Source organism: Exiguobacterium sp. KKT215 (assembly GCF_055635335.1).
The window spans coordinates 897957-919164 of sequence record NZ_CM145756.1 but is presented as its reverse complement, the minus strand read 5'-3'; the positions used below and the strand labels follow the sequence as shown (position 1 = coordinate 919164).

The following is a 21208-nucleotide window of genomic DNA, read 5'->3' as shown; positions in this document are numbered from 1 at the left end:
ACTTACGCTTCCTCGTCGACTCCCTTTTCAAGCGCTTTCCACGCGAGTGTGGCGCACTTGATGCGAGCCGGAAACTTTGAGACGCCAGACAACGCTTCGATGTCGCCTAGGTCGAACGTGTCTGTATCATAGTCTTTCCCTTGGACCATCTCCGAGAAGATGGTGGCCAATTGGAGTGCCTCGTCAACAGACTTGCCCTTCACGATTTGAGTCATCATCGATGCCGACGCGAGACTGATTGAACAGCCTTCACCTTCGAACTTGGCATCTTTCACGATTCCGTCCTCGACTTGGAGTTGGAGTCGGAGTGAATCCCCGCATGTCGGGTTGTTCAAGTCGACCGTCACGCCATCTTCGATGACGCCACGGTTTCTTGGGTTTTTATAATGATCCATGATGACCTGTCGGTACAACATGTCGAGATTGTTAAAACTCATAATTGAAATACTCCTTCGTTTGACGTAGCCCTTCGATGAAGCGGTCAACTTCTTCTTTCGTATTATACAAGTAGAAGCTCGCTCGGGCTGTCGATGATTGCTTCAGGAGACGCATGAGCGGCTGGGCACAGTGGTGGCCGGCCCGGACCGCGATGCCTTGCATATCCAAGACGGTCGCTAAGTCGTGGGCGTGCACGTCGCCTAAATTAAACGTGACGAGTCCGACCCGTTCCTCTGGTCCGTAAATCTCAATGCCTTCAATCGTACGCATCTGTTCGATGGCGTACGTCGCGAGCGCCCGTTCGTGGGCTTCGACGTTCTCGAGACCGAGGTCTTCTAAAAAGTCGATGGCCGCTGCCAAACCGACGGCGCCGGCGATAATCGGCGTCCCTGCTTCGAATCGGTACGGGATATCTTTCCATGTCGACTCATACAAGTCGACGTAATCGATCATCTCGCCACCGAATTCGACCGGTTCCATGTTTTTGAGCAACTGCTTCTTCCCGTATAAGACACCGATCCCGGTCGGACCGAGCATCTTATGGCCTGAGAAGGCGAGGAAGTCGCAATCGAGTGCTTGCACGTCAAGTTTCCGGTGCGGTGCGCTTTGCGCCGCATCGACGACCATGACCGCGCCTTTTTCATGGGCGAGCTTCGCCACATCGGCGATCGGGTTGATCGTGCCGAGTACGTTCGAGACGTGACTCATGGCGACGATTTTCGTCCGGTCCGACAAGACGGCACGGACCGCGTCGAGCGTGACCCGACCGTCCGGCGTCAATTCGACGTAACGGAGCGTGGCCCCTTTACGCTTGGCGAGCTGTTGCCATGGAATCAAGTTGGCGTGGTGCTCCATCGGTGTGAGGACGATCTCGTCCCCCGCGCCGACATTGGCGTCCCCGTAGCTTGACGCGACGAGGTTAATCGCCGTCGTCGTCCCGCGTGTGAAGATGATTTCTTCTGGGACGGCGGCGTTGATGAATGAACGGACGCGCTCCCGCGCCCCTTCATACGCATCCGTCGCGTGCGTCCCGAGCGTATGGACGCCCCGGTGCACGTTCGAGTGGATGCGGCGATAGTAATCCTCGATCGCCTCGATGACAGCAAGCGGTTTTTGGGAGCTCGCCGCGCTGTCGAGATAGACGAGCGGATGACCGTTGATTTCCTGATCTAAAATCGGGAACTGTTTACGAATCGAGGCATCAATCATCTTAACGTACTTTCCCTTCGATGACTTCACGGAGACGGTCTTTGACCGACTCGATCGCGAGTTGCTCGACGACCGGGTTCAAGAATCCGTGAATGATCAACCGTTCGGCTTCTTTACGTGACAGACCGCGGCTCATCAAGTAGTAGAGCTGTACATCGTCGACGCGTCCGACCGAAGCGGCGTGACCTGCCATGACGTCGTCCTCATCGATGAGGAGAATCGGGTTCGCATCCCCACGTGCCTTTTCAGACAACATGAGCACACGTTCCGTTTGAACGCCGTTCGATTTCGAAGCGCCATGGTGAATCATCGATGTCCCGCTGAAGATGGCCGTGGCCGAATCTTTTTGGACACCGTGAATCAAAATGAAACCTTCTGAAGACTTCCCGAAATGGTCCGTCCGGATGTTGAAGTTTTGTTTCTGTGCGCCACGACCGATCGTGACCGCTTTCGTGTCTGAGAACGTGTTGTCTCCGACGAGGTGCGTTTTCGTCTCGACGACCGAGTTGCCGTCATTCATGTGACCGAGCGCCCATTCGAGGCGTGCGTTCTCATAGACGACACCGCGGCGGTTCATGAACGATAGAGCCGACTCAGCAAGCTGGTCGACGCCACCGAAGACGACTTTCGCGTTCGCGCCAGCGAACACTTCCGTCACTGCGTTGACCGTGTGCGGCTCGTTCGTGTTCGAGAGGAAGCTCTCGACGTACGTCAATTCACTGCCTTCGTCTGCGACGATGATCGTGTGGTGATAGAGCGCGCCGTTCGCTTGTTCCATCGTGAAGATGGCTTGGAGCGGGTCTTTCAACTGAACGTTCTTCGGTACGTATAAGAACGCACCGCCGTTCATGAGGGCAGCGTTCAACGCAGACAAACGTTCTTCGTCCACGCGGACACCTTCCGTCATGAAGTATTTCTCAACGAGGTCCGGATGTTGTTCCATCGCTTCGTTGATGCCCATGAAGAGGACACCTTCTGGCGTCGCAAGTTCGTTGTAGACGACATGACCGTTGCGTTCAACGAGCACGTTTGTACGGTGGTCTCCAAGAAGTGCTTCGATTTCAGGCGTCAAGCCGTCATGCTTCGTGAGCTCGACGTCTCCAGAGACGAAGTCCCATTTATCAATCTTGATCTTTTCAACTTTTGGCAAGGCGAGAGTCGGCGCAAGTTCTGCTGCTTCTTTGCGACGGTTGACCATCCATGAAGGTCCACCGAGCGCCTCTGCACGTGCCGCTACTGCTTGTGCATCCAATTCAAATTGTACGGTCATCGTACAGCCTCCTTACGCTTCTGTGTCTACTGTCATTCCAAGATCTTGCTTCACCCAGTCGTAACCTTCTGCTTCGAGTCGTTGTGCAAGCTCTTTGCCACCTGACATGACGATTTTCCCGTCCATCATGATGTGAACAAAATCTGGCTCGATATAGTTGAGGAGACGTTGATAGTGCGTGATGATCAAGCAGCCGAACTCTTCATTGCGCATTTCGTTGACGCCTTTCGCGACGACTTTGAGCGCATCGATGTCAAGACCTGAGTCAATCTCATCGAGGATGGCGATGTTCGGTTTGATCATCATCATCTGAAGAATCTCGTTACGTTTTTTCTCTCCGCCTGAGAAACCTTCGTTTAAATAGCGGTGTGCCATTGCTGAAGGGATTTCAAGGACGTCCATCTTCGCATCGAGTTCACGGATGAACTTCATGAGCGAGATTTCTTGGCCTTCTTCACGGCGCGAGTTGATTGCTGAACGCAAGAAATCGGCATTCGTGACACCACTGATTTCAGCAGGATACTGCATCGCGAGGAACATTCCGGCTTGCGCGCGCTCGTCGACTTCCATCTCGAGTACGTCTTCACCGTTCAAATCGACGCTTCCGCCTGTTACTTCATACAATGGATGACCCATAAGTGCCGATGCGAGTGTTGATTTACCCGTCCCGTTAGGACCCATGATGGCGTGAATTTCGCCACCTTTAATTTCAAGATTAAGACCTTTGACGATCTCTTTTCCTTCGATTGAGACGCGGAGGTCATCAATTTTCATGTGTGGTACGTTAGACATTCGGATACCCCTTCCGTTTTCTCGCCATTTTTGGCGTAGATTAGATATATTCTAATCTTAATCTAGGCAATTTTTTATTTCAAGCGACTCACCTTATTATTCATTCTCAATAAAACATAAATGTTGAGAATGAGAATATCGGGAAATCAAGACATTATCCAACTTTTTCCTCGGTTAACGCCAAACTTGCTTTCCGTTCTTTCAAGGCGCCGGTGAAGAAGAAGGCGCCACACGCCGTCAATACGGCCAAGCTTCCAAACACTGGCAACGCTGCATTGTCGAATCCATCAAGCAACACTCCTCCGATGACGGGGCCAATCGTCTGACCGAGCGCCGTCAACCCCATCGCCCCGAAATACGTCCCGCGCAGATGGGCCGGTGCCAATTCGTCCGTCAACACGTCCGTCATCGTGAACATGAGCACCTCGCCGACCGTGAAGATGACCATCGCGACGAATAAAATCCACGTCTCGGTCGCGAAGCCGATCAGGAGGAGTCCCGACGACAGCGTGGCGACACCGAAGAAGAGTGACTTGATCGGTGAGACCCGCATCCCGAATCGCATAATCGGATATTGGACGACAAGGACGGTGATCGCATTGACCGTCAATAGATAGGCGAACAAACGTGAGCCGTCACTGAATCCGTCATGGAAAGCGATGAACTGTGGCAACGTCGCATTGAACTGACTATAGCCGATGATGGCAAAAATCATCCCGATGATGACGAAGCGGAACGTCTTATCTTGTTGTAACACACGGAACGTCTCCGTCAAGCGCGGCCGGACTTTGACGCCGTCCCCTTCCTCGAACGGATACTTTCGGAACAGCGTCGAAATGACGAGTCCGTACATCACGTAAACGCCCGTCACGACGAAGAAGGCGCTCTTTGCGCCGGTGAGCGACAAGACGACCGCGAGCAATGGCCCAATCGCCGCCGCGATATTGATTAAAAAGTAGCGGACGTTATAGACGATGACGCGCTGGTCCGGCTGCGTCGTATCGCTGATGAGCGCGCGAGACGCCGGTTCGAGGAACGACCGCGACACACCCATGAGTACCGAAAATATGTAAAACCAAAATAATTCTGTCACGAGCGCGAAGCCGCTGAACGTCAAGGCGTTCAAGACGATGCCGATCAGCATCAACTGTTTGCGCCCGTATCGGTCAGACAGCGTTCCCCCGAAAAAGCTCATGAACAGACCCGATAGCGCCGAGATGGCGAACACCGTCCCGATGACACTCGCCGAGAAACCGAGCGTCGCGAGATAAATCGCAAAAAACGGCATAACAAAAAATGTCGACAGCCGGGCAAAAAATGTGCCAAACAAGACACCCAGCGTCAGCGGATGAATGTGTCGTATGTTCATCCGGATCCCCCCTTTTCCTACATATATGTAGTGTACTTCTATTAATGAACCAAAACTACTCCAAATAAAAAAGGCCCGGGATAGCCCGGGCCTTGACGAAATTATTGTTTGACCGGTACGACCGCACCTTTGTACTCATCCAAGATCCACTGTTGTGTCTCTTCTGACGTGAGGACTTCAAGGAGTGCTTTGACGCGCTCATCATCTTCATCGCCTTCACGTGTGACGATCAAGTTGACGTAAGGTGAATCTTCGCCTTCGAGAGCGATTGCGTCTTCGAGTGGGTTGAGGCCGGCATCAATCGCGTAGTTCGTGTTGATGAGGACCGCGTCCCCTTCACCGTTGTTGAACGCTTGCGGGAGAAGTGCCGCTTCGACGTCCGTCTTGAACTCCAAATTTTTCGGGTTGTCGACGATGTCTGAAACCGTCGCGTCCGTTGTCTTGCCTTCCGCGAGTGTAAGCAAGCCTTCAGATTGAAGCATCGTGAGGATACGTCCGTGGTCAGCGACCGACGAGCTCATGATGATTTCAGCGCCTTCTGGGAGCTCATCGAGTGACGCGTAGTCTTTCGAGTACACACCGATCGGCTCGATGTGAACGCCGCCGGCTGAAGCGAATTTGTAGTCTTTGTTTTCAGCCATTTGCGACTCGAGGTACGGCTCATGTTGGAAGTAGTTCGCGTCCAATTCACCGTCTGCGAGCGTCTTGTTCGGGAGGACGTAGTCTTGGAACTTCTTGATTTCGAGCGTATAGCCCTTCTCTTCGTATTCGTCTTGGACGTGCTCTAAAATCTCAGCGTGCGGGACGTTTGATGCGCCGACGACGAGTGTCTTGTCATCGCCTGAACCTGATTCTGAATCCCCACCGCCGCAAGCCGCGAGAATCGTAAGTGCTGAAGCTGCCGTTAAACCGAGTACTGTTTTCCATGATTTCATTATAAAACCCCTCCAAATTTTCTATTTAGATTAAGCAGAACGCTTATCAATTACAGATACGAGTCGATCGCCGATGAACTGAATGACGAAGACGATGACCAAGATTAAGACGGTCGCGACGAACGTGACGTCACTTTGTGAACGCTGGAATCCTTCGAGGAACGCCAAGTTCCCGAGTCCTCCACCGCCGACGACCCCTGCCATCGCCGTGTAACCGACGATCGCGACGATCGTGACCGTGATGCCTGACACGATGGCCGGCAATGCTTCTGGGAACAATACTTTATAGACGATCTGCCATTTTGTCGCACCCATCGACTCAGCCGCCTCGATGACGCCGCGGTCGACTTCGCGAAGCGCGAGCTCGACCATCCGCGCATAGAACGGGGCCGCACCGATGATCAGTGCCGGCAGTGCTGCCGTTGACCCGAGCATCGTCCCGACGACGAGTAACGTGAACGGGATGAGCAAGATAATCAAAATGATGAACGGGATCGACCGGAAGATGTTGACGACCGCGCTGATGACCGTGTAAATCGGACGGTTCTTCATCATGAGCGGCTCGTTTGTGACATATAGGAGCATCCCGAGGGCGAGACCGATGACGAACGTCGCGGCTCCGGCGACGAGCGTCATATAGAGCGTCTCCCACGTCTGTTCTAACATGACTTGCCAATCTACATTAGGAAACATCGCTTTCTACCTCCACTTCCACTGCCTGTGATCGGATTGAGGCGATGGCCCGCTCGACTTCAGCCGGCTCTCCGATCAATTGGATGAATAATGTCCCGAGGGCACCGACTTGTGACTGCGTCACGTTTCCGCCGATGATGTTGAAGCCGATGTCATGCTGCTTCAACACTTCCGACAGAATCGGTTGTTCGGCCGTCTCGTTCAAGAATTTGAGCTTGACGATTTGACCGCTCGGATAACGAGCTTTCAAATGTTCGAACGTGAGCGACATGTCTTCGACCGCGCCGATCTGCTTGACGAACTCTTTCGTGATTGGCTGTTCCGGGTGTTGGAACACGTCGGCGACTTGTCCGGTCTCGACGACCTTTCCGGCCTCCATGACGGCGACACGGTGACAAATCTTTTGGATGACGTGCATCTCATGGGTGATGAGGACGATTGTCAAACCGAGTTTCTTGTTGATGCTGACGAGCAGTTCGAGAATCGAATCCGTCGTCTTCGGGTCGAGTGCGCTCGTCGCTTCATCGCAGAGGAGCACTTCTGGATTCGTAGCGAGCGCACGGGCTATCCCGACTCGCTGCTTTTGGCCGCCTGATAGTTGTGACGGATAGCTGTCTTCTCGTCCGGCGAGGCCGACGAGCTCGACGAGTTCTTGGACGCGGCGTTTGCGCTCGCTCGCCGGTACCCCGATGAGTTCGAGAGGGAAGCTGATATTCTCAGCGACCGTGCGCGACCATAATAAGTTGAAGTGTTGGAACACCATCGAGACGTTTTTACGTACCCCGCGTAGTTCCTTTGGTGTGAGTTTCGTCAGCTCGCTGCCGGCGACCACGATTTCACCACTTGACGGTGCCTCGAGTCGGTTGAGCAAGCGGATGAGCGTCGACTTCCCCGCCCCTGAATATCCGATTATTCCAAAAATTTCGCCGCTTTCGATTGTAAGCGACACATCATCGACCGCCTGGACCCGACCGTTTTTCGTGTCGAACCATTTGGCCACATTGCGTAATTGAATCAATCCATTTCCCTCCTGACAACAAAAAAAGTACGCACGTTTGAGCAAACGTGCGTACTTTATCGTACGGACAACGATTGCTCTCATCTTCCAAGGTATACACCTTGCTGGAATTAGCACCATTTCGGATTGCTCCGCGGTTGCTGGGCGTCATAGGGCCAGTCCCTCAGCCTCTCTTGATAAGAGTGGTTGCGTATTTGATTAGCTTTATCATAGCGACACATTATTTTCATGTCAAACTATTTTTTTCAGCAAAATAAAAAAAGGTGCCATCCGAGGATGACACAGAACGTAGCACCTTGAGTCACTGAAGGACAACCCATAGATGAACCTCTTTTGCCCGATCAGAGCATTCATCCTTATATGGGGGACTTTTACCCAACCATCACTCGGTCTTCGAACGGACCATGCAATTACGCGACCGGTGCCCCGACGCTTGATTTTTTTGGGGGACAATCGAAGGGAAGGTCCACCTGAAATCGCGTAAGCTCATGCAGCGGTTGTTCGAAAACGTCTTGATGACGGGAAAATCTCGTCCTATGTTGTGTTCAAGTAAGATGTTGTAATGAATATATCATTCGTGAACTTTCTGTGTCAACTGATTATTTAAAATTTTCAGATTATTCTAATCATCCTATCTCACTTAACGAAAGATAGGACGTGCTGGACGTTTTGAAATGCGTACAAACGATCGCGAACTTGGCCATTTTCCAGCTTCAATAGTGCCGGAACGCTCATGACCTGATACGCCTCGAGTTCGTTCGGGATAAAGTTGGCATCGCGTTTTTCAATTTTCAATTCTGGGTCGACCGCCTCGACGACCGAGAGCATCCGCTCGGCCACGGCGCATGTACCGCACATTGGGGCGTATATATATAAGAATCCGTCTGTCATCATTTTGCTCACCTCTCTTTTAAGTATATGAATCCGGGCCAATCGGTTCAAAAGTTGTGCTCAAATGGAAAATTCTGAACATTTCAACATTTCTTGTTGACGCTCGGCAGAAAGAGGCATAGTATGGTCATTAACTTTATCGCTTTTGTACATAACAGCAAACCAGTAGAAAAGGACAGGTGAATCCCCAATGACGGAAGAGAAGCTTACCGGAAAACAATTTTTAATGAACGTCTTGAACGGCCTCAGTCTTGCCATTCTCATCGCCCTCATCCCGAGCGCTTTGCTCGGTGAATTAACGAAAGCCATCTTGCCGTATTTTCCGTCCTTGCAGTTCATCTTAGATGCGACGACGATTGCGATGCGCCTCTTACCGGTCATCATCGGTGTCGCTGTCGCCATGCAGTTCGGACGATCGGCGCTCGAGGCCGGGACGATCGGCATCGCGACTCAGGTCGGAAGTGGCGCCATCCGCATCGAGGAAGGCGCGTTCCTCATGGCCGGAATCGGTGACGTCATCACGGCCGGTGTGACGGCCGCTCTCGCGACGTTCCTCGTCATGCAGTTGTCGCCACGCCTGAAGACATACACGGTGCTCGTCTTGCCGATGACGGTCATCGTCGTCGCGGGAGGCATCGGCGCGTTCCTACTCACTTACATCTCACAGATTACGACGTACGTCGGAACGATCATCATGACGATGACTGAACTGCAACCGATCGTGATGGGCATGTTAATCGCGATGGCGTTCTCGCTCATCATCGTATCGCCAATCTCGACGGTCGGAATTGCCACAGCCATCAGCCTGTCTGGTGTCGCTGCCGGGGCCGCCAACCTTGGCGTCGTCGCTGCCGGCTTCGGTCTCGCCATCGCTGGCTGGCAGATGAACGCGACCGGAACGTCGATCGCCCACTTCCTCGGCTCACCGAAGATTCAAATGGCGAACTTCGTCCGTCGTCCGATTATGATGTTGCCGGTACTCGCCAATGCGGCCATCCTTGGAGCGCTCGCAGGTATCCTTCGCATCGAAGGCACACCAATCAGTGCCGGTTTCGGCGTCTCCGGTCTCATCGGCCCGGTCAACGCCTTGCACTTGATGCCGGGAGGCTTCGCACTCTGGAACGTCATGCTCGTCGTCGTCTTATTCGGACTCATCCCGATCGCACTCGGGATACTGTTCTATCGCTTGTTCAACCGGACGTCGCTCATCGAGCCTGATCATTACCGTCTCGACTTCGATTAATCAAAAAGACCCGGCTTCTCGTAAAGAGAAACCGGGTTTTGTTTAGCCTTGAATCATCGCTTCGTATTCTTCGGCTGACATGAGCTTGTCGACGTCTGACGCGTCGTTCAACTCGACTTCGATCATCCAAGCGCCTTCAAACGGTGCTTCGTTGACGAGTTCTGGTGAATCGGCAAGTGATTCGTTCACTGCTGTGATTTTCCCAGAGATCGGTGCGTAAAGCTCTGATACGGTCTTGACCGATTCAACCGAACCGAATGGCTCATCGAGTAAGATCGTGCCACCGACTTCAGGAAGTTCGACAAAGACGATATCCCCTAGTTCGCTTTGTGCGAAATCCGTGATCCCGATGCGGGCGACGCTTCCGTTCACTTCCACCCATTCGTGCTCTTTTGAATAACGTAGATTGGCAGGTACTTTGCTCATCTTAACTTCCCCCTCAAATGAATTAGACTCACACGAGTATTATAGCACTTCGCCCCAAACGTCTGTAAACGACTTTTCTGAAAATCCGACAGTTGATTTTTGACCATCTGTCACGATTGGGCGCTTTAAAAGCATACCATTGCTCGCAAGAAGCTCGAGTTGTTCGTCTTCTGATAGATTTGGTAGCTTGTCTTTAATGCCTTCGTTCCGATACACTTGTCCGCTCGTATTGAAGAATTTTTTAAGCGGGAGACCCGACTGTTTCCATAGTTCAGCCAACTCGTCTTTCGACGGCGTCGCCTCGACGATATGGATATATGTATAGTCGATGCCGTTCTCTTTCAACCACTTCTCTGCTTTTTTACACGTACTGCATGGCGGATAGCCATATAGTGTCACCATGTTCATCACCTCTCCTGTTACTGTAGCATATTCCGATTCGTCGGTTCACGTTTCAAGCAAGCGCACAATCTCTTGCTTGAGCGCCGGATTGACCGAGTGGTGCGCCTCGATGTGGCGGAGGATGGCTGCGGCCGCCTCGACCGATTTTCCGTAACCGGGTAACCACTCCTGTAGACGTGCGACGAGCTCCGGATGTGTCCCTTCGACCCGTCGCGTCGGGTTGAACGGGTCGCTCGTCTCCCCGTACGCGATTAACACGTTGTTGACAGCCGCGACTTGAATGAGTTCGAAGCCAGCGAGCTGTTCACCGCGCCGTTCCCGGAGCAGTCCGACGTATAGGTTCGTCAGTGCCTCCTCGTAGCGATGTGCGGCGTCTGAAGGGCGTGTAACAAGCTTCGGCGTCGCAAACGTATCGAGCGCCTCGTCACGCTGCCAAACGACACGACCCGGTGTATAAGCGATTCCAGGCATCTCTACGATCTCGAACACGGCGAACTCGGCGTAAATGCCGTCCTCATACATGACCTTGTGCCCGTCTTTCGTGTTTTGGAACTGGTACGCCAACGGCTCGACCGCGAGCCAGTCCAAATTGTCGATGAAGCGGGCCTTATGCCCGTCCTCGACGATCAAAAAGAAATCGAGGTCCGAATAGTCGTCGAGCCGATCCATCTCAAGTCCAATTGAACCGAGCGCGAGGAGCATGAGCGTGCCCTCATGCTTGGCGACCGAGCGGCCGATTGCATCCATCCGTTCTAATAAGTCATCTCGTTTCATGCGTATCCCCTCCTTCGTCCATTGTATCGTCCGCAGACAGCAAAAAGAAAGGGCCGACCGCGTCCGGCCACCCTTTCTCTCGCTTGCTTATACGATGAACTTGTTCGCTTTGATGAGGCTCGCTGCGACTTCGCGCTTCGTGCCGATGACGTTGATCGGCTGATAGCGGCTGAACTTCTTCATCGCCGACAAGAGCATGCGCTGCTCGTCGCCCGATGCGGCCGCATACAAGACTTCTTTCGCCATGAGTTCGACTTGCTTGAACACTTGCTCGGCGAAGATTTCTGTATAGCGAACTTTCTGCTGGTTCTTCTCAGCGCCTGTGCGGGCGATGGCTTTCTCCGTCCGCGCGATGGCCGCTTCAAGCGCATAGATGGCGCTGATGATGTCGGCAATCTTCGCAAGGATTTCTTGCTCGTTCTGGAGGGCCTGCTGATATTTCTGGACGGCCGTTCCGGCAATCATCAAGTTGATTTTCTTCATGTTCGACAGAAGCATCTTCTCACGTGCGAGCGGCGTACCGTCAAGTTCTTGTGGCATGTAGCTCATGAGCTCTTTTTGGAGCTTCTGTGCTTCGGCGAGGAGCGGCAAGTCACCTTTCATCGCTTTCTTGAGGAGCGTGCTCGGTACGATTAAGCGGTTGATTTCGTTCGTTCCTTCGAAGATGCGGTTGATGCGTGAGTCACGGTACAAGTTCTCGACTTCATATTCAGTCATGAAGCCGTAGCCGCCGTGGATTTGGACCGCTTCGTCGACGACGTAGTCAAACGTCTCCGAGGCGAACACTTTGTTGAGTGAACATTCAATCGCGTATTCGGCGATGGCTTGGGCAACTTTCGAACCGTCACGCATGTTGTCGTCGCCCAGCGCGTCGAGGCTGTCTTGGAACAGACCGCCCGTCCGGTAGACCGAGCTCTCCATCGCATAAATGTTCGCAGCCATCGTCGCGAGTTTCTCTTGGATGAGCGGGAACTGACTGATCGGTGTCTTGAACTGTTTGCGCTCGTTCGCGTACTGGACCGAAAGATCGAACGCACGTTTCGACGAACCGACCGCACCGACCGCAAGTTTGTAACGACCGACGTTCAAGATGTTGAAGGCGATGACGTGGCCTTTGCCGATTTCTCCGAGGAGATTGTCGACTGGGACTTCGACGTCTTCTAAGATGAGCGTCCGTGTCGATGAGCCTTTAATGCCCATCTTCTGTTCTTCGGCGCCTGTCGAGACACCTTTGAATTCACGCTCGACGATGAAGGCGCTGAACTTGTCGCCGTCGATTTTCGCGTAGACGACGAACACGTTCGCGAAACCAGCGTTCGTGATCCATTGTTTCTCCCCGTTCAAGACGTAGTGTGTGCCGGCCTCGTTCAAGACGGCCGTCGCTTTCGCACCGAGCGCGTCCGAGCCTGAGCCTGGCTCTGTGAGCGCGTAGGCGGCAATCCATTCGCCAGTTGCGAGTTTCGGCAAGTACTTATGCTTTTGCTCTTCTGTCCCGAAGAAGACGATCGGGAGCGTCCCGATGCCGACGTGGGCGCCGTAGCTGAGGGCGAATGAACGCGCTTTGGCGAATCGCTCTGTGATGATCGATGACGAGATTTTATCGAGCTGATAACCGCCATACTCTTCTGGCACGTCCGCGCCGAGGAGGCCGAGCTCGCCCGCTTCTTTCAACAGTTCGACCGAGAGATCGAACTCGTGTTTCTCGATGCGTCCAAGGACAGGCATGACACGGTCGTCGACGAAGCTCGCCGTCGTGTCGCCAATCATTTTGTGCTCATCTGAGAAGTCTTCCGGTGTGAACAAACGATCCGCGTCGAGTGCGTCGATGACGAAGCTACCGCCTTTAATCAATTCGTGTTCTGTACGTTCCATTGTCAATTCCCCCTTATAGTAATTCGAAGACGCCAGCAGCACCCATACCGCCACCGATGCACATCGTCACAACCCCATACTTTTCATTGCGTCGTTTCATCTCATGCAAGATCGAGACCGCGAGTTTCGCGCCCGTGCAACCGAGCGGATGCCCGAGAGCGATCGCGCCGCCATTGACGTTCACTTTCGACGGGTCGATCCCGAGTTCACGGATGACGCCGAGCGATTGGCTCGCGAACGCCTCGTTCAATTCGAACAATCCGACTTCTTCAAGCTTCACGCCGGCCATCTCGAGCGCTTTCGGAATGGCGACGACTGGCCCGATTCCCATCACTTCCGGACGGACACCACCGACCGCGAACGAGAGGAATTTCGCCATCGGTTTCAAGCCTTGACGTTCGGCTTCTTCGCGCTCCATGACGAGCACGGCCGCTGCGCCGTCTGACACTTGTGACGCGTTCCCCGCCGTCACTGAGCCCTTGATTTTAAACGCCGGGCGCAGTTTACCGAGCGCCTCGAGCGTCGAGTCGGCACGGACACCTTCGTCATGTTTGACGACGAATTCACGTTCCGCGACTTTCCCGTCTTCGCCGAGCACTTGCTCGACGACCGTGACCGGGACGATCTCTTCTTCGAACTTGCCGCCCGCAATCGCCGCCGCCGCTTTTTGGTGGCTGTCGATCGCGAACAAGTCTTGGTCTTCGCGCGAGATGTTATATTCGGCCGCGACACGTTCTGCCGTGTGGCCCATGCTCATATAGTATTCCGGAGCCGTCTCCATGATTGTCGGGTTCGGACGGATGACGTGTCCGCCCATTGGGACGAGACTCATCGATTCCATACCGCCGGCGATGACCGCCGTCGCTTGGCCGATCATGATTTTCGCTGCCGCGTCGGCGATGGCTTGGAGGCCTGACGAGCAATAACGGTTGATCGTGATGGCTGGTACTTCGTGCGACAAGCCGCCCCGGACGGCCGCGTAGCGGGCGATGTTCATCCCTTGTTCCGCTTCCGGCATGGCGCATCCCATGATGACGTCGTCGATTGGTCCCGTGTAGCCAGACCGCTCGAGCGTCGCTTTAATCGCATGACCCGCGAGTTCGTCCGAGCGAACATTTCGGAACGAACCGCGTTTTGCTTTTCCGACCGGCGTTCGTGCGCCGGCCACGATGACTGCTTCTCTCATCTGTTAAGTCCCCCTTTTGTCAGTTCCGAAGTGGCTTGCCTTTGACGAGCATATGTTGCATCCGTTGCTGCGATTTTGGTTCCCCGATGAGGCTTAGGAACGCCTCGCGCTCGATGTCGAGGAAGTACTGCTCGTCGACCATCGTACCGTATGCCAAATCGCCGCCGCTGATGACGTGGGCAAGTTTTTTCGCAATCTTCAAATCGTGTTCAGAGATATAGCCACCGTAGAACATCTCGTACGCCGCGAGTTCGAGCGTCGCTTTCCCCGTTCGACCGACGACCGGCAACTTCTCACGAACCGGTGCCGTATAGCCGTCAGCGAGACCGAGTACCGTCTGTTTCGCATCGAACGTCAAGTGGTCGCGGTTCATCGAGATGCCGTCGATCGGACGGTGATAGCCGAGCGCTTTCGCGTCATAGGCCGATTTCGATACTTTCGCCATGGCAATGTTTTCGAACGTCTGTTGCGCCGCTTTCTCGATGTTTTGCATCGACTTCGGCGTCTGCTCGAGGAGTCGACGGTACGTGTTGACGTTTCCGCCCCCACCTGGGATGAGGCCGACACCGACTTCGACGAGACCCATATATGTCTCGAGCGCCGCCTGCATGCGTGCGGCCGGCAAGCTGATTTCTGTCCCACCGCCGAGTGTCATGCCGTAAGGCGCGACGACGACCGGGCGACCCGCATAGCGAATCTTCTGGACGACTTGTTGGAACTTGTTGATGATCCAGTCGAGTTCGTACCAGTTCTCGTCTTCCGCTTCCATGAGCATCATCGCGAGGTTGGCGCCGACACAGAAGTTCTTGCCGTCGTTGGCGAGGACGAGTCCTTTGAAGTCTGTCTCGACGAGGTCAATTGACTGTTCAATCATCTGCATGATATCGACACCGATTGCGTTGTTCGGTGACGTGAACTCGAGGGCGACGACGTCGTCTCCGATATCGATGAGGCGGGCCCCACCGTTCTCGAGCACGATGCCGTTCGACTTGGCGAGCGGCGCGAGTTTCACTTCTTTCGGGTTGACGGTCTTCTCAACGTACGTCTGTGACGCTTGGTCGTAATACTGGTCTCCCTTATAGAAAGATGTGTGTCCGGCAGCGAGCATCTCGTCGATCCACGCCGGGACGTCATAACCTTCCGCTTTCATGCGGGCGACCGATTTCTCGACACCGAGTGCGTCCCACGTCTCGAACGGTCCGAACTTCCAGCCGAAGCCCCACTTCATCGCGTCATCGATGGCGACGATTGAATCACTGATTTCGCCTGTGAGACGAGCCGAGTAGACGAGCGTCTTCGCCGTGACCGGCCAGAGCAGTTGTCCGATGCGTCCCTTGTTCAAGATGGCACCTTTCAACTTCGCTTTCGAGCCCGGGAGCGATTTGACTTGATCGAGCTCCGGACCTGTAATCGCTTTCAATTGTTCGTACTCGAACGTGTGAAGGTTGAGTTCTTGGATGACTCTGCCGTCTTTCTTATAGAAGCCTTGTCCGGCCTTTTGACCGATCCAGCCCTTCTCGACGAGCGTCTTCATTTCAGTTGGGACGTCGAACGTGTCCTTCTCTTCACCTGCGTCGAGTGTCTCATAGACGTTACCAGCGACGTGAACGAACGTATCGATGCCGACGACGTCGAGCGTACGGAATGTCGCCGATTTTGGCCGGCCGATGAGCGGTCCGGTGATCGAGTCCATCTCGCCAATCGAGGCGTTCTGCTTGAGCATCTCTTCGAATGTGACGAGGAGTCCGTACGTACCGATGCGGTTGCCGATGAAGTTCGGTGTGTCTTTCGCTTCGACGACGCCTTTCCCGAGACGGTCTTCCGCGAAGCGGGCCATGAAGTCGATGACCGGGCGTGCCGTCTGCTCCGTCGGGATGAGTTCGAGCAGTTTCAAATAACGTGGCGGGTTGAAGAAGTGTGTCCCGAGGAAACGTGTTTTCAAGCCTTCCGGCAACACGCTCGCCATCGCTTCAATCGAGATGCCAGACGTGTTCGAGCTGAGAATCGCGTCTTCACGGATGTAAGGAGCGATTTTCTCGAACAGCTGTTGTTTCACGTCGAGCCGTTCGACGACGACCTCGATGACCCAGTCCGCTTCCTTCAAGCGCTCGAGATCATCTTCTAAGTTCCCCACGTCGATGAAGTTCAAGTGCTCCGCTGTCGCGAGTGGTGCCGGGTTCTGTTTCAATAGCTTCTGACGGTTCTCGGAAGCGATGCGGTTCCGCACTTCTGGTGATTCGAGCGTGAGCCCTTTCGCTTCTTCTTTCGCCGTCAATTCACGTGGTACGATGTCGAGCATGAGCGAACGAATCCCCGCGTTCGCCAAGTGAGCCGCAATCCCCGCCCCCATTACTCCTGAACCGATGACGACCGCAAAACGGATATTGCTCGTCAAACGGAGGTCGGCTGATTGTTCGATGTGACTCGTCATATTGTTCCCCCCTCAATGAGAATGAATAGTGATTCATTTCAAGCGTAAAAAAAATCGCAATCACCATCGTGTTTACTCTTCTATCATAAATGAATGACAATTCATTCGCAAGCGTTCATTTTTCAAATTCGTTCCAATTTCACTGAGGACGATTTATTTCTCGGTCACTGTGGTATAGACACAAAGAGTCAATTTTAGAAAGGGGAATGTATACATGAGTGATAATCGTTTAAACACAGTGGGGAACCGACATGATTTTGAATCGTTCAAGAAGGACGGCCAAGAGCAGGCCCATCAACCGGGGATCGACTCGAAGATGGAGCCGTTCCCAATCTATGAGCGTGAAGGCTATAAAGGAAGCGATAAACTAAAAGATAAAGTGGCCATCATCACAGGCGGCGACTCGGGTATCGGAAAATCGGTCGCCATCTTCTTCGCCCACGAAGGCGCGAACACGGTCATCGTCTATAAAGATCAAAACGAGCTCGAGGATGCCGAGGCGACGAAAGAGCGCATCGAGGAACTCGGCCAAGCCTGTCTGTTGCTACAAGGGGACATCGGCGACTCGGCCTTCTGCCAAGACGTCGTCAAACAGACGCTTGAGACGTTCGGACATTTGGACATCCTCGTCAACAATGCCGCCGAGCAACATCCACAAGAGTCGCTCCTCGACATCTCGGACGACCAACTCGAGCGCACGTTCCGGACGAACATCTTCAGCATGTTCTATTTGACGAAAGCCGCCCTTCCATACTTGAACGAAGGCGCGAGCATCATCAATACGACGTCAATCACGGCGTATGAAGGTAACGACCAATTGATTGACTATGCGTCGACGAAAGGTGCGATCACAGCGTTCACGCGTTCGCTCGCCAAGAACTTGGCAGAGAAGAAAATTCGCGTCAATGGCGTCGCACCAGGTCCGATTTGGACGCCGCTCATCCCAGCGACGTTCCCGGCAGAAAAAGTCGCCTCGTTCGGTGACTCGGCCGAGATGAAACGTCCGGGCCAACCAGCGGAACTCGCCCCGGCTTACGTCTATCTCGCGAGCGACGACTCGACATACGTCAGCGGGCAGGTCATGCACGTCAACGGTGGTACGGTCATCAACGGATAATATTGTCGCAGGCCCAGTGTTCAGTCACTGGGCCTTTTGTATGGAAAATTCATCCATCCTATGTTAGCGTAATTTGCAGGCGTCAACTTGTCATTTAGACGATTATACGGAAGAAAGGAGCCAACGCTTGATGATTCATTTTCAATTGACAAAAGATGATTTTTTCGCCTTACAAAAAAACTTCATCGAAAATTCCGATTATCATAAAGGAAGAGCGAGACGCGTCACGATTGTATTGATGTTGCTTACAGTATTATGGGGATTCTTGCTCGCAATTTTTTTGTTACCTCAAACGATTTCTGTCCCTCTATTTCTCGGACTCGCCATCGGTTCAAGTTTGTTCCTAGCGCTTCTATTGTTTCCCTTCTTAAAAAAAGCGTATGTAAACATCACACTTTGGCAATTCCGCTATCTACTGAACCAAGAGACGAAATGGCCACGTGACATCACCTTGTACATCAATGAGCACGGGATTGAGCGCAACTCGCTTCACAACAATGTGAATAAACGGCTTCAAGTCGCATGGGAAGCGATTGAACGAGTAAGTGGCGATGAGAAAAATCATTATCTATATGTGGAAGCAAGAGATACGATTGTTGTCCCGAAGCAACACCATATGCTGAGCGAGACGGAACAAATTAAGATTAATGACCTGTTACAAAAACACTTAAATATCACACTCTGATTTTCTATGTGATCTGAAGACAGACATGGTCCGATGTTTCTGAACGTACACGTATATGATTTAATCAGAAAGGAGTACCTCAAATGATCACCGCATATAAAATGACGCTTGAAGATGTTCTATCATTTCAACAAGACATGATTTACCATTCACCTCAACATAAGAAGAGCCGCAAAATATGGTTGACTGTCATGAGTATCCCCGCATTCCTACTCGGATATTTAGCAACAACCTTTATTCTACCCCGGTCCGAGTCAATCGTTTTATTTTTACTCACTGTAATCGGTGTAGGTATTTTGTTCGCGCTGTTGCTCAGACCCCTCCTTAAAGATTTATATGCACCATTCGTCCTTCGGCAATTTCGTCTAGTTAATAAAGACAGTGCCTGGCCAACAGACATCACGCTTCAACTTTCTGATACGCACATCGAAATGCAGGCCATTCGTGGCAACATCCATCGAACAACTCAAGTCCCATGGGCATCCATTCTCAAAGTGAACGAGAACGAGACGCATCGCTTCCTTTATTACGAAGAGGATGAGGCGTTGATTATCCCGAAAATGAAAAATGGAGTCACTGAAGTCGAACAGAGTGAAATCGAGCGGATCCTCGACAAATATATGAACACAGAAAAGCACACGAGTTCAAGTTGAACTCGTGTGCTTGTTTCATTTCTTCACCATTCCTTTTAACACGAATGCGACGTTCGCCGGACGTTCTGCGAGGCGGCGCATGAAGTAGCCATACCAGTCACGGCCGTATGGCACGTAGACGCGGACTTTATAACCTTGGCGGACGAGCTCGAGTTGACGCTCGACCCGGATGCCGTACAGCATTTGGAACTCGAACTGGTCGAGTGGGATATTGTTCAGTTTCACATGTTCGATGACCGCATCGATCATGTGGTCGTCATGTGTCGCGATAGAGGCGTAGTTCCCGTTCGCAAGATGGAGTTTGACGAGCTTCAAGTAGTTGTGGTCGACGTCTTCCTTTTCGGGGAATGCGACCGTCGCCGGCTCTTTGTATGCCCCTTTAACGATCCGGAGGTTCGGCTTGAGCGGTGCGAGATGATTGATGTCGTCTTCCGAGCGGTACAAGTACGACTGGATGACCGTCCCGAGTCCTTCGAAGTCAGCTTTCAACTTCTTGAACAAGTCGAGCGTCTTCTCGCAGCGTGTCTCGTCTTCCATGTCGATAGCAACGAACACACCGACCGCTTGAGCCGTCGTCAAGATTTGACGCATGTTGTCTTCAATCAACTCGTCCGAGATGTCGAATCCGAGTGACGTCAGTTTGAGTGACATGTAGGCGTCGAGTTTCTCTTCTGCCATAATTTCAATCGCCCGGATAATTTCATCGCGGTTCTCGTTCGCTTCCGCGACCGTCGTGATGAACTCCCCTAAATGGTCGACCGTGACCGATAATCCTTTCGCGTTCAACTCGCGAATCGTCGGTACCGACGTCTTAAAATCTTCCCCCGCCACAAAGCGCGAAGCCCCGAACCGAAGCCCGTATTTTTTAGCCAAACTGTTGAGTGTTTTGTTTTGAGACATGTAGATAAATCCATCGCGCAACACTTTTTCCATCTGATTTTCCCCCTTACGTTTACACCCATCTATCTCTATGACGATGTCTGAAATTATTATGACATACAAACGTCAATTCGTCTGTAATTTTGTAATCGTTTTCAGGATTTCATTTCCCTCTATTCAGAAAAAACAGACGCCCCGCAGGACGTCCGTTTCACAGGCCCGTATTCGGTGCCACATAGAGCAAGATACTAAGGAAAACGAACACGCTTCCGGCTAGGACGAACAAGTGCCAAATCGCATGGTTGAACGGCAACTTCTGCCATACGTAGAAGATGATCCCGACCGAATAGGCGATCCCTCCGGCGAGGAGCAACATGAAGCCGTTATGACCGAGCGACTCGTACAGCGGGCGGATGGCGATGAGACAAATCCAGCCGAGGCCGAGATAGGTCACGTTCGACACCCACATGTATTTCCCCGTCGAGAACAACTTCCAGACAATACCTAGCACGGCGACGCCCCAAACGATCCCGAACAACGTCCAGCCGAGCGTCCCTTTGAGCGACACGAGCGCGAACGGCGTATAACTCCCCGCAATGAGTAAGTAAATCCCGGCATGGTCGAACACTTGGAGCACGCGCTTCGCCCGTGGGTGCGGAATCGCATGCATGAGTGTCGAGAACAGATACAGTAAAATCATCGATGCCCCGAACACGCTCACCGTGATGACATTACCTGTGCTTCCCGTCTCGGTTGCCGTCATGACAAGCAGAACGAATGCGACGATGCTGAAGATGACGCCAAGCCCGTGGGTGATGGCGCTCGCAATCTCTTCTCCAAGCGTATCGGCATGGAGCATGTCTTTTAGCTTCTCTTGATCCATTCAGGTCCCACCTTTCAAATCTATTCCTCTAGTATGGTCATT

General features: G+C 52.8%; 21 protein-coding genes and 1 riboswitch. Of the genes, 4 read left to right on the top strand and 17 right to left on the bottom strand.

What is annotated here, in order from left to right; genetic code table 11:
• Positions 1-2: 2 nt before the first annotated feature.
• The 9 genes from sufU to ACZ2GZ_RS04790 form a co-directional block, all read right to left on the bottom strand.
• Entirely contained in the window at positions 3-437 is a 435-nt protein-coding gene (gene sufU, locus ACZ2GZ_RS04830) for a Fe-S cluster assembly sulfur transfer protein SufU (protein ID WP_024372279.1), read from the bottom strand.
• Positions 427-1647 carry a cysteine desulfurase gene (locus ACZ2GZ_RS04825; RefSeq protein WP_029595097.1) on the bottom strand — a complete coding sequence of 407 codons (1221 nt, stop codon included), beginning with the start codon at positions 1645-1647 and terminating at the stop codon, positions 427-429. The genes sufU and ACZ2GZ_RS04825 overlap by 11 nt, the downstream gene beginning before the upstream one ends.
• 1 nt (position 1648) lies before the next feature.
• Complete coding sequence (sufD, locus tag ACZ2GZ_RS04820; protein WP_021065496.1) at positions 1649-2917, bottom strand: Fe-S cluster assembly protein SufD; 1269 nt, start codon at positions 2915-2917, stop codon at positions 1649-1651.
• Positions 2918-2929: 12 nt separating this feature from the next.
• Positions 2930-3691 (bottom strand): Fe-S cluster assembly ATPase SufC, encoded by a 762-nt coding sequence (gene sufC, locus ACZ2GZ_RS04815; protein WP_087576453.1) that lies wholly within the window; start codon positions 3689-3691, stop codon positions 2930-2932.
• Between the two features lie 172 nt (positions 3692-3863).
• Positions 3864-5078, bottom strand: coding sequence for an MDR family MFS transporter (locus tag ACZ2GZ_RS04810; RefSeq protein WP_021065494.1), 1215 nt, complete (start codon positions 5076-5078; stop codon positions 3864-3866).
• A 101-nt stretch (positions 5079-5179) separates the two neighbouring features.
• Positions 5180-6013, bottom strand: coding sequence for a MetQ/NlpA family ABC transporter substrate-binding protein (locus tag ACZ2GZ_RS04805; protein ID WP_029595094.1), 834 nt, complete (start codon positions 6011-6013; stop codon positions 5180-5182).
• 30 nt (positions 6014-6043) lie between these two features.
• Positions 6044-6706 (bottom strand): methionine ABC transporter permease, encoded by a 663-nt coding sequence (locus ACZ2GZ_RS04800; protein WP_021065492.1) that lies wholly within the window; start codon positions 6704-6706, stop codon positions 6044-6046.
• Positions 6696-7724, bottom strand: coding sequence for a methionine ABC transporter ATP-binding protein (locus ACZ2GZ_RS04795; protein WP_021065491.1), 1029 nt, complete (start codon positions 7722-7724; stop codon positions 6696-6698). The genes ACZ2GZ_RS04800 and ACZ2GZ_RS04795 overlap by 11 nt, the downstream gene beginning before the upstream one ends.
• A gap of 77 nt (positions 7725-7801) precedes the next feature.
• A riboswitch (SAM riboswitch) is annotated at positions 7802-7907 on the bottom strand.
• 453 nt (positions 7908-8360) lie between these two features.
• Positions 8361-8627 carry a thioredoxin family protein gene (locus ACZ2GZ_RS04790; RefSeq protein ID WP_353048054.1) on the bottom strand — a complete coding sequence of 89 codons (267 nt, stop codon included), beginning with the start codon at positions 8625-8627 and terminating at the stop codon, positions 8361-8363.
• Positions 8628-8805: 178 nt separating this feature from the next.
• On the opposite strand from ACZ2GZ_RS04790, the gene ACZ2GZ_RS04785 reads away from it, so the two are divergent.
• Positions 8806-9858 carry a PTS sugar transporter subunit IIC gene (locus ACZ2GZ_RS04785; RefSeq protein ID WP_029595091.1) on the top strand — a complete coding sequence of 351 codons (1053 nt, stop codon included), beginning with the start codon at positions 8806-8808 and terminating at the stop codon, positions 9856-9858.
• A gap of 42 nt (positions 9859-9900) precedes the next feature.
• Here ACZ2GZ_RS04785 and gcvH read toward each other — a convergent pair whose 3' ends face one another.
• The 6 genes from gcvH to ACZ2GZ_RS04755 all read right to left on the bottom strand — a co-directional run bounded on the left by gcvH (position 9901) and on the right by ACZ2GZ_RS04755 (position 16949).
• A complete protein-coding gene (gene gcvH, locus ACZ2GZ_RS04780) occupies positions 9901-10284 on the bottom strand; it encodes a glycine cleavage system protein GcvH (protein ID WP_021065488.1) in 384 nt (127 codons plus the stop codon).
• Between the two features lie 39 nt (positions 10285-10323).
• Positions 10324-10686: an arsenate reductase family protein gene (locus ACZ2GZ_RS04775; RefSeq protein WP_021065487.1), complete on the bottom strand. Its 363-nt coding sequence runs from the start codon at positions 10684-10686 to the stop codon at positions 10324-10326.
• Between the two features lie 45 nt (positions 10687-10731).
• Positions 10732-11460, bottom strand: a complete 729-nt coding sequence (locus tag ACZ2GZ_RS04770) for a hypothetical protein (RefSeq protein WP_021065486.1) — start codon at positions 11458-11460, stop codon at positions 10732-10734.
• Between the two features lie 87 nt (positions 11461-11547).
• Positions 11548-13332, bottom strand: a complete 1785-nt coding sequence (locus ACZ2GZ_RS04765) for an acyl-CoA dehydrogenase family protein (protein ID WP_021065485.1) — start codon at positions 13330-13332, stop codon at positions 11548-11550.
• A gap of 13 nt (positions 13333-13345) precedes the next feature.
• Entirely contained in the window at positions 13346-14518 is a 1173-nt protein-coding gene (locus ACZ2GZ_RS04760; RefSeq protein ID WP_021065484.1) for an acetyl-CoA C-acetyltransferase, read from the bottom strand.
• 19 nt (positions 14519-14537) lie between these two features.
• The gene (locus ACZ2GZ_RS04755; protein WP_214715905.1) at positions 14538-16949 is read right to left on the bottom strand and encodes a 3-hydroxyacyl-CoA dehydrogenase/enoyl-CoA hydratase family protein; all 2412 of its coding nucleotides are present in this window, start codon (positions 16947-16949) and stop codon (positions 14538-14540) included.
• A gap of 214 nt (positions 16950-17163) precedes the next feature.
• Between ACZ2GZ_RS04755 and ACZ2GZ_RS04750 the strand changes: the two genes are divergently transcribed.
• The 3 genes from ACZ2GZ_RS04750 (at position 17164) to ACZ2GZ_RS04740 (ending at position 19404) form a co-directional block, all read left to right on the top strand.
• Positions 17164-18066, top strand: a complete 903-nt coding sequence (locus tag ACZ2GZ_RS04750; protein ID WP_214715906.1) for an SDR family oxidoreductase — start codon at positions 17164-17166, stop codon at positions 18064-18066.
• Positions 18067-18196: 130 nt separating this feature from the next.
• Positions 18197-18751 (top strand): hypothetical protein, encoded by a 555-nt coding sequence (locus tag ACZ2GZ_RS04745; protein ID WP_021065481.1) that lies wholly within the window; start codon positions 18197-18199, stop codon positions 18749-18751.
• Between the two features lie 83 nt (positions 18752-18834).
• Positions 18835-19404, top strand: a complete 570-nt coding sequence (locus ACZ2GZ_RS04740; protein ID WP_214715908.1) for a YcxB family protein — start codon at positions 18835-18837, stop codon at positions 19402-19404.
• 15 nt (positions 19405-19419) lie between these two features.
• On the opposite strand, the gene ACZ2GZ_RS04735 is transcribed toward ACZ2GZ_RS04740, so the two are convergent.
• Both ACZ2GZ_RS04735 and trhA read right to left on the bottom strand, forming a co-directional pair.
• The gene (locus ACZ2GZ_RS04735; RefSeq protein ID WP_214715910.1) at positions 19420-20337 is read right to left on the bottom strand and encodes a proline dehydrogenase family protein; all 918 of its coding nucleotides are present in this window, start codon (positions 20335-20337) and stop codon (positions 19420-19422) included.
• Between the two features lie 157 nt (positions 20338-20494).
• On the bottom strand, positions 20495-21166 hold the full coding sequence (gene trhA / locus ACZ2GZ_RS04730; protein ID WP_214715917.1) for a PAQR family membrane homeostasis protein TrhA: 672 nt from the start codon (positions 21164-21166) through the stop codon (positions 20495-20497).
• Positions 21167-21208 lie beyond the last annotated feature (42 nt).

Excerpts from the sequence above, each read along its gene's own strand:
- sufU (WP_024372279.1), bottom strand. The coding sequence starts at position 437 with ATGAGTTTTAACAATCTCGACATGTTGTACCGACAGGTCATCATGGAT.
- ACZ2GZ_RS04810 (WP_021065494.1), bottom strand. The coding sequence starts at position 5,078 with ATGAACATACGACACATTCATCCGCTGACGCTGGGTGTCTTGTTTGGC.
- ACZ2GZ_RS04740 (WP_214715908.1), top strand. The coding sequence starts at position 18,835 with ATGATCACCGCATATAAAATGACGCTTGAAGATGTTCTATCATTTCAA.
- ACZ2GZ_RS04805 (WP_029595094.1), bottom strand. The coding sequence starts at position 6,013 with ATGAAATCATGGAAAACAGTACTCGGTTTAACGGCAGCTTCAGCACTT.
- ACZ2GZ_RS04760 (WP_021065484.1), bottom strand. The coding sequence starts at position 14,518 with ATGAGAGAAGCAGTCATCGTGGCCGGCGCACGAACGCCGGTCGGAAAA.
- ACZ2GZ_RS04775 (WP_021065487.1), bottom strand. The coding sequence starts at position 10,686 with ATGGTGACACTATATGGCTATCCGCCATGCAGTACGTGTAAAAAAGCA.
- ACZ2GZ_RS04825 (WP_029595097.1), bottom strand. The coding sequence starts at position 1,647 with ATGATTGATGCCTCGATTCGTAAACAGTTCCCGATTTTAGATCAGGAA.
- ACZ2GZ_RS04755 (WP_214715905.1), bottom strand. The coding sequence starts at position 16,949 with ATGACGAGTCACATCGAACAATCAGCCGACCTCCGTTTGACGAGCAAT.
- sufC (WP_087576453.1), bottom strand. The coding sequence starts at position 3,691 with ATGAAAATTGATGACCTCCGCGTCTCAATCGAAGGAAAAGAGATCGTC.
- ACZ2GZ_RS04745 (WP_021065481.1), top strand. The coding sequence starts at position 18,197 with ATGATTCATTTTCAATTGACAAAAGATGATTTTTTCGCCTTACAAAAA.
- trhA (WP_214715917.1), bottom strand. The coding sequence starts at position 21,166 with ATGGATCAAGAGAAGCTAAAAGACATGCTCCATGCCGATACGCTTGGA.
- ACZ2GZ_RS04785 (WP_029595091.1), top strand. The coding sequence starts at position 8,806 with ATGACGGAAGAGAAGCTTACCGGAAAACAATTTTTAATGAACGTCTTG.
- sufD (WP_021065496.1), bottom strand. The coding sequence starts at position 2,917 with ATGACCGTACAATTTGAATTGGATGCACAAGCAGTAGCGGCACGTGCA.
- ACZ2GZ_RS04735 (WP_214715910.1), bottom strand. The coding sequence starts at position 20,337 with ATGGAAAAAGTGTTGCGCGATGGATTTATCTACATGTCTCAAAACAAA.
- ACZ2GZ_RS04770 (WP_021065486.1), bottom strand. The coding sequence starts at position 11,460 with ATGAAACGAGATGACTTATTAGAACGGATGGATGCAATCGGCCGCTCG.
- ACZ2GZ_RS04765 (WP_021065485.1), bottom strand. The coding sequence starts at position 13,332 with ATGGAACGTACAGAACACGAATTGATTAAAGGCGGTAGCTTCGTCATC.
- ACZ2GZ_RS04750 (WP_214715906.1), top strand. The coding sequence starts at position 17,164 with ATGAGTGATAATCGTTTAAACACAGTGGGGAACCGACATGATTTTGAA.
- gcvH (WP_021065488.1), bottom strand. The coding sequence starts at position 10,284 with ATGAGCAAAGTACCTGCCAATCTACGTTATTCAAAAGAGCACGAATGG.
- ACZ2GZ_RS04800 (WP_021065492.1), bottom strand. The coding sequence starts at position 6,706 with ATGTTTCCTAATGTAGATTGGCAAGTCATGTTAGAACAGACGTGGGAG.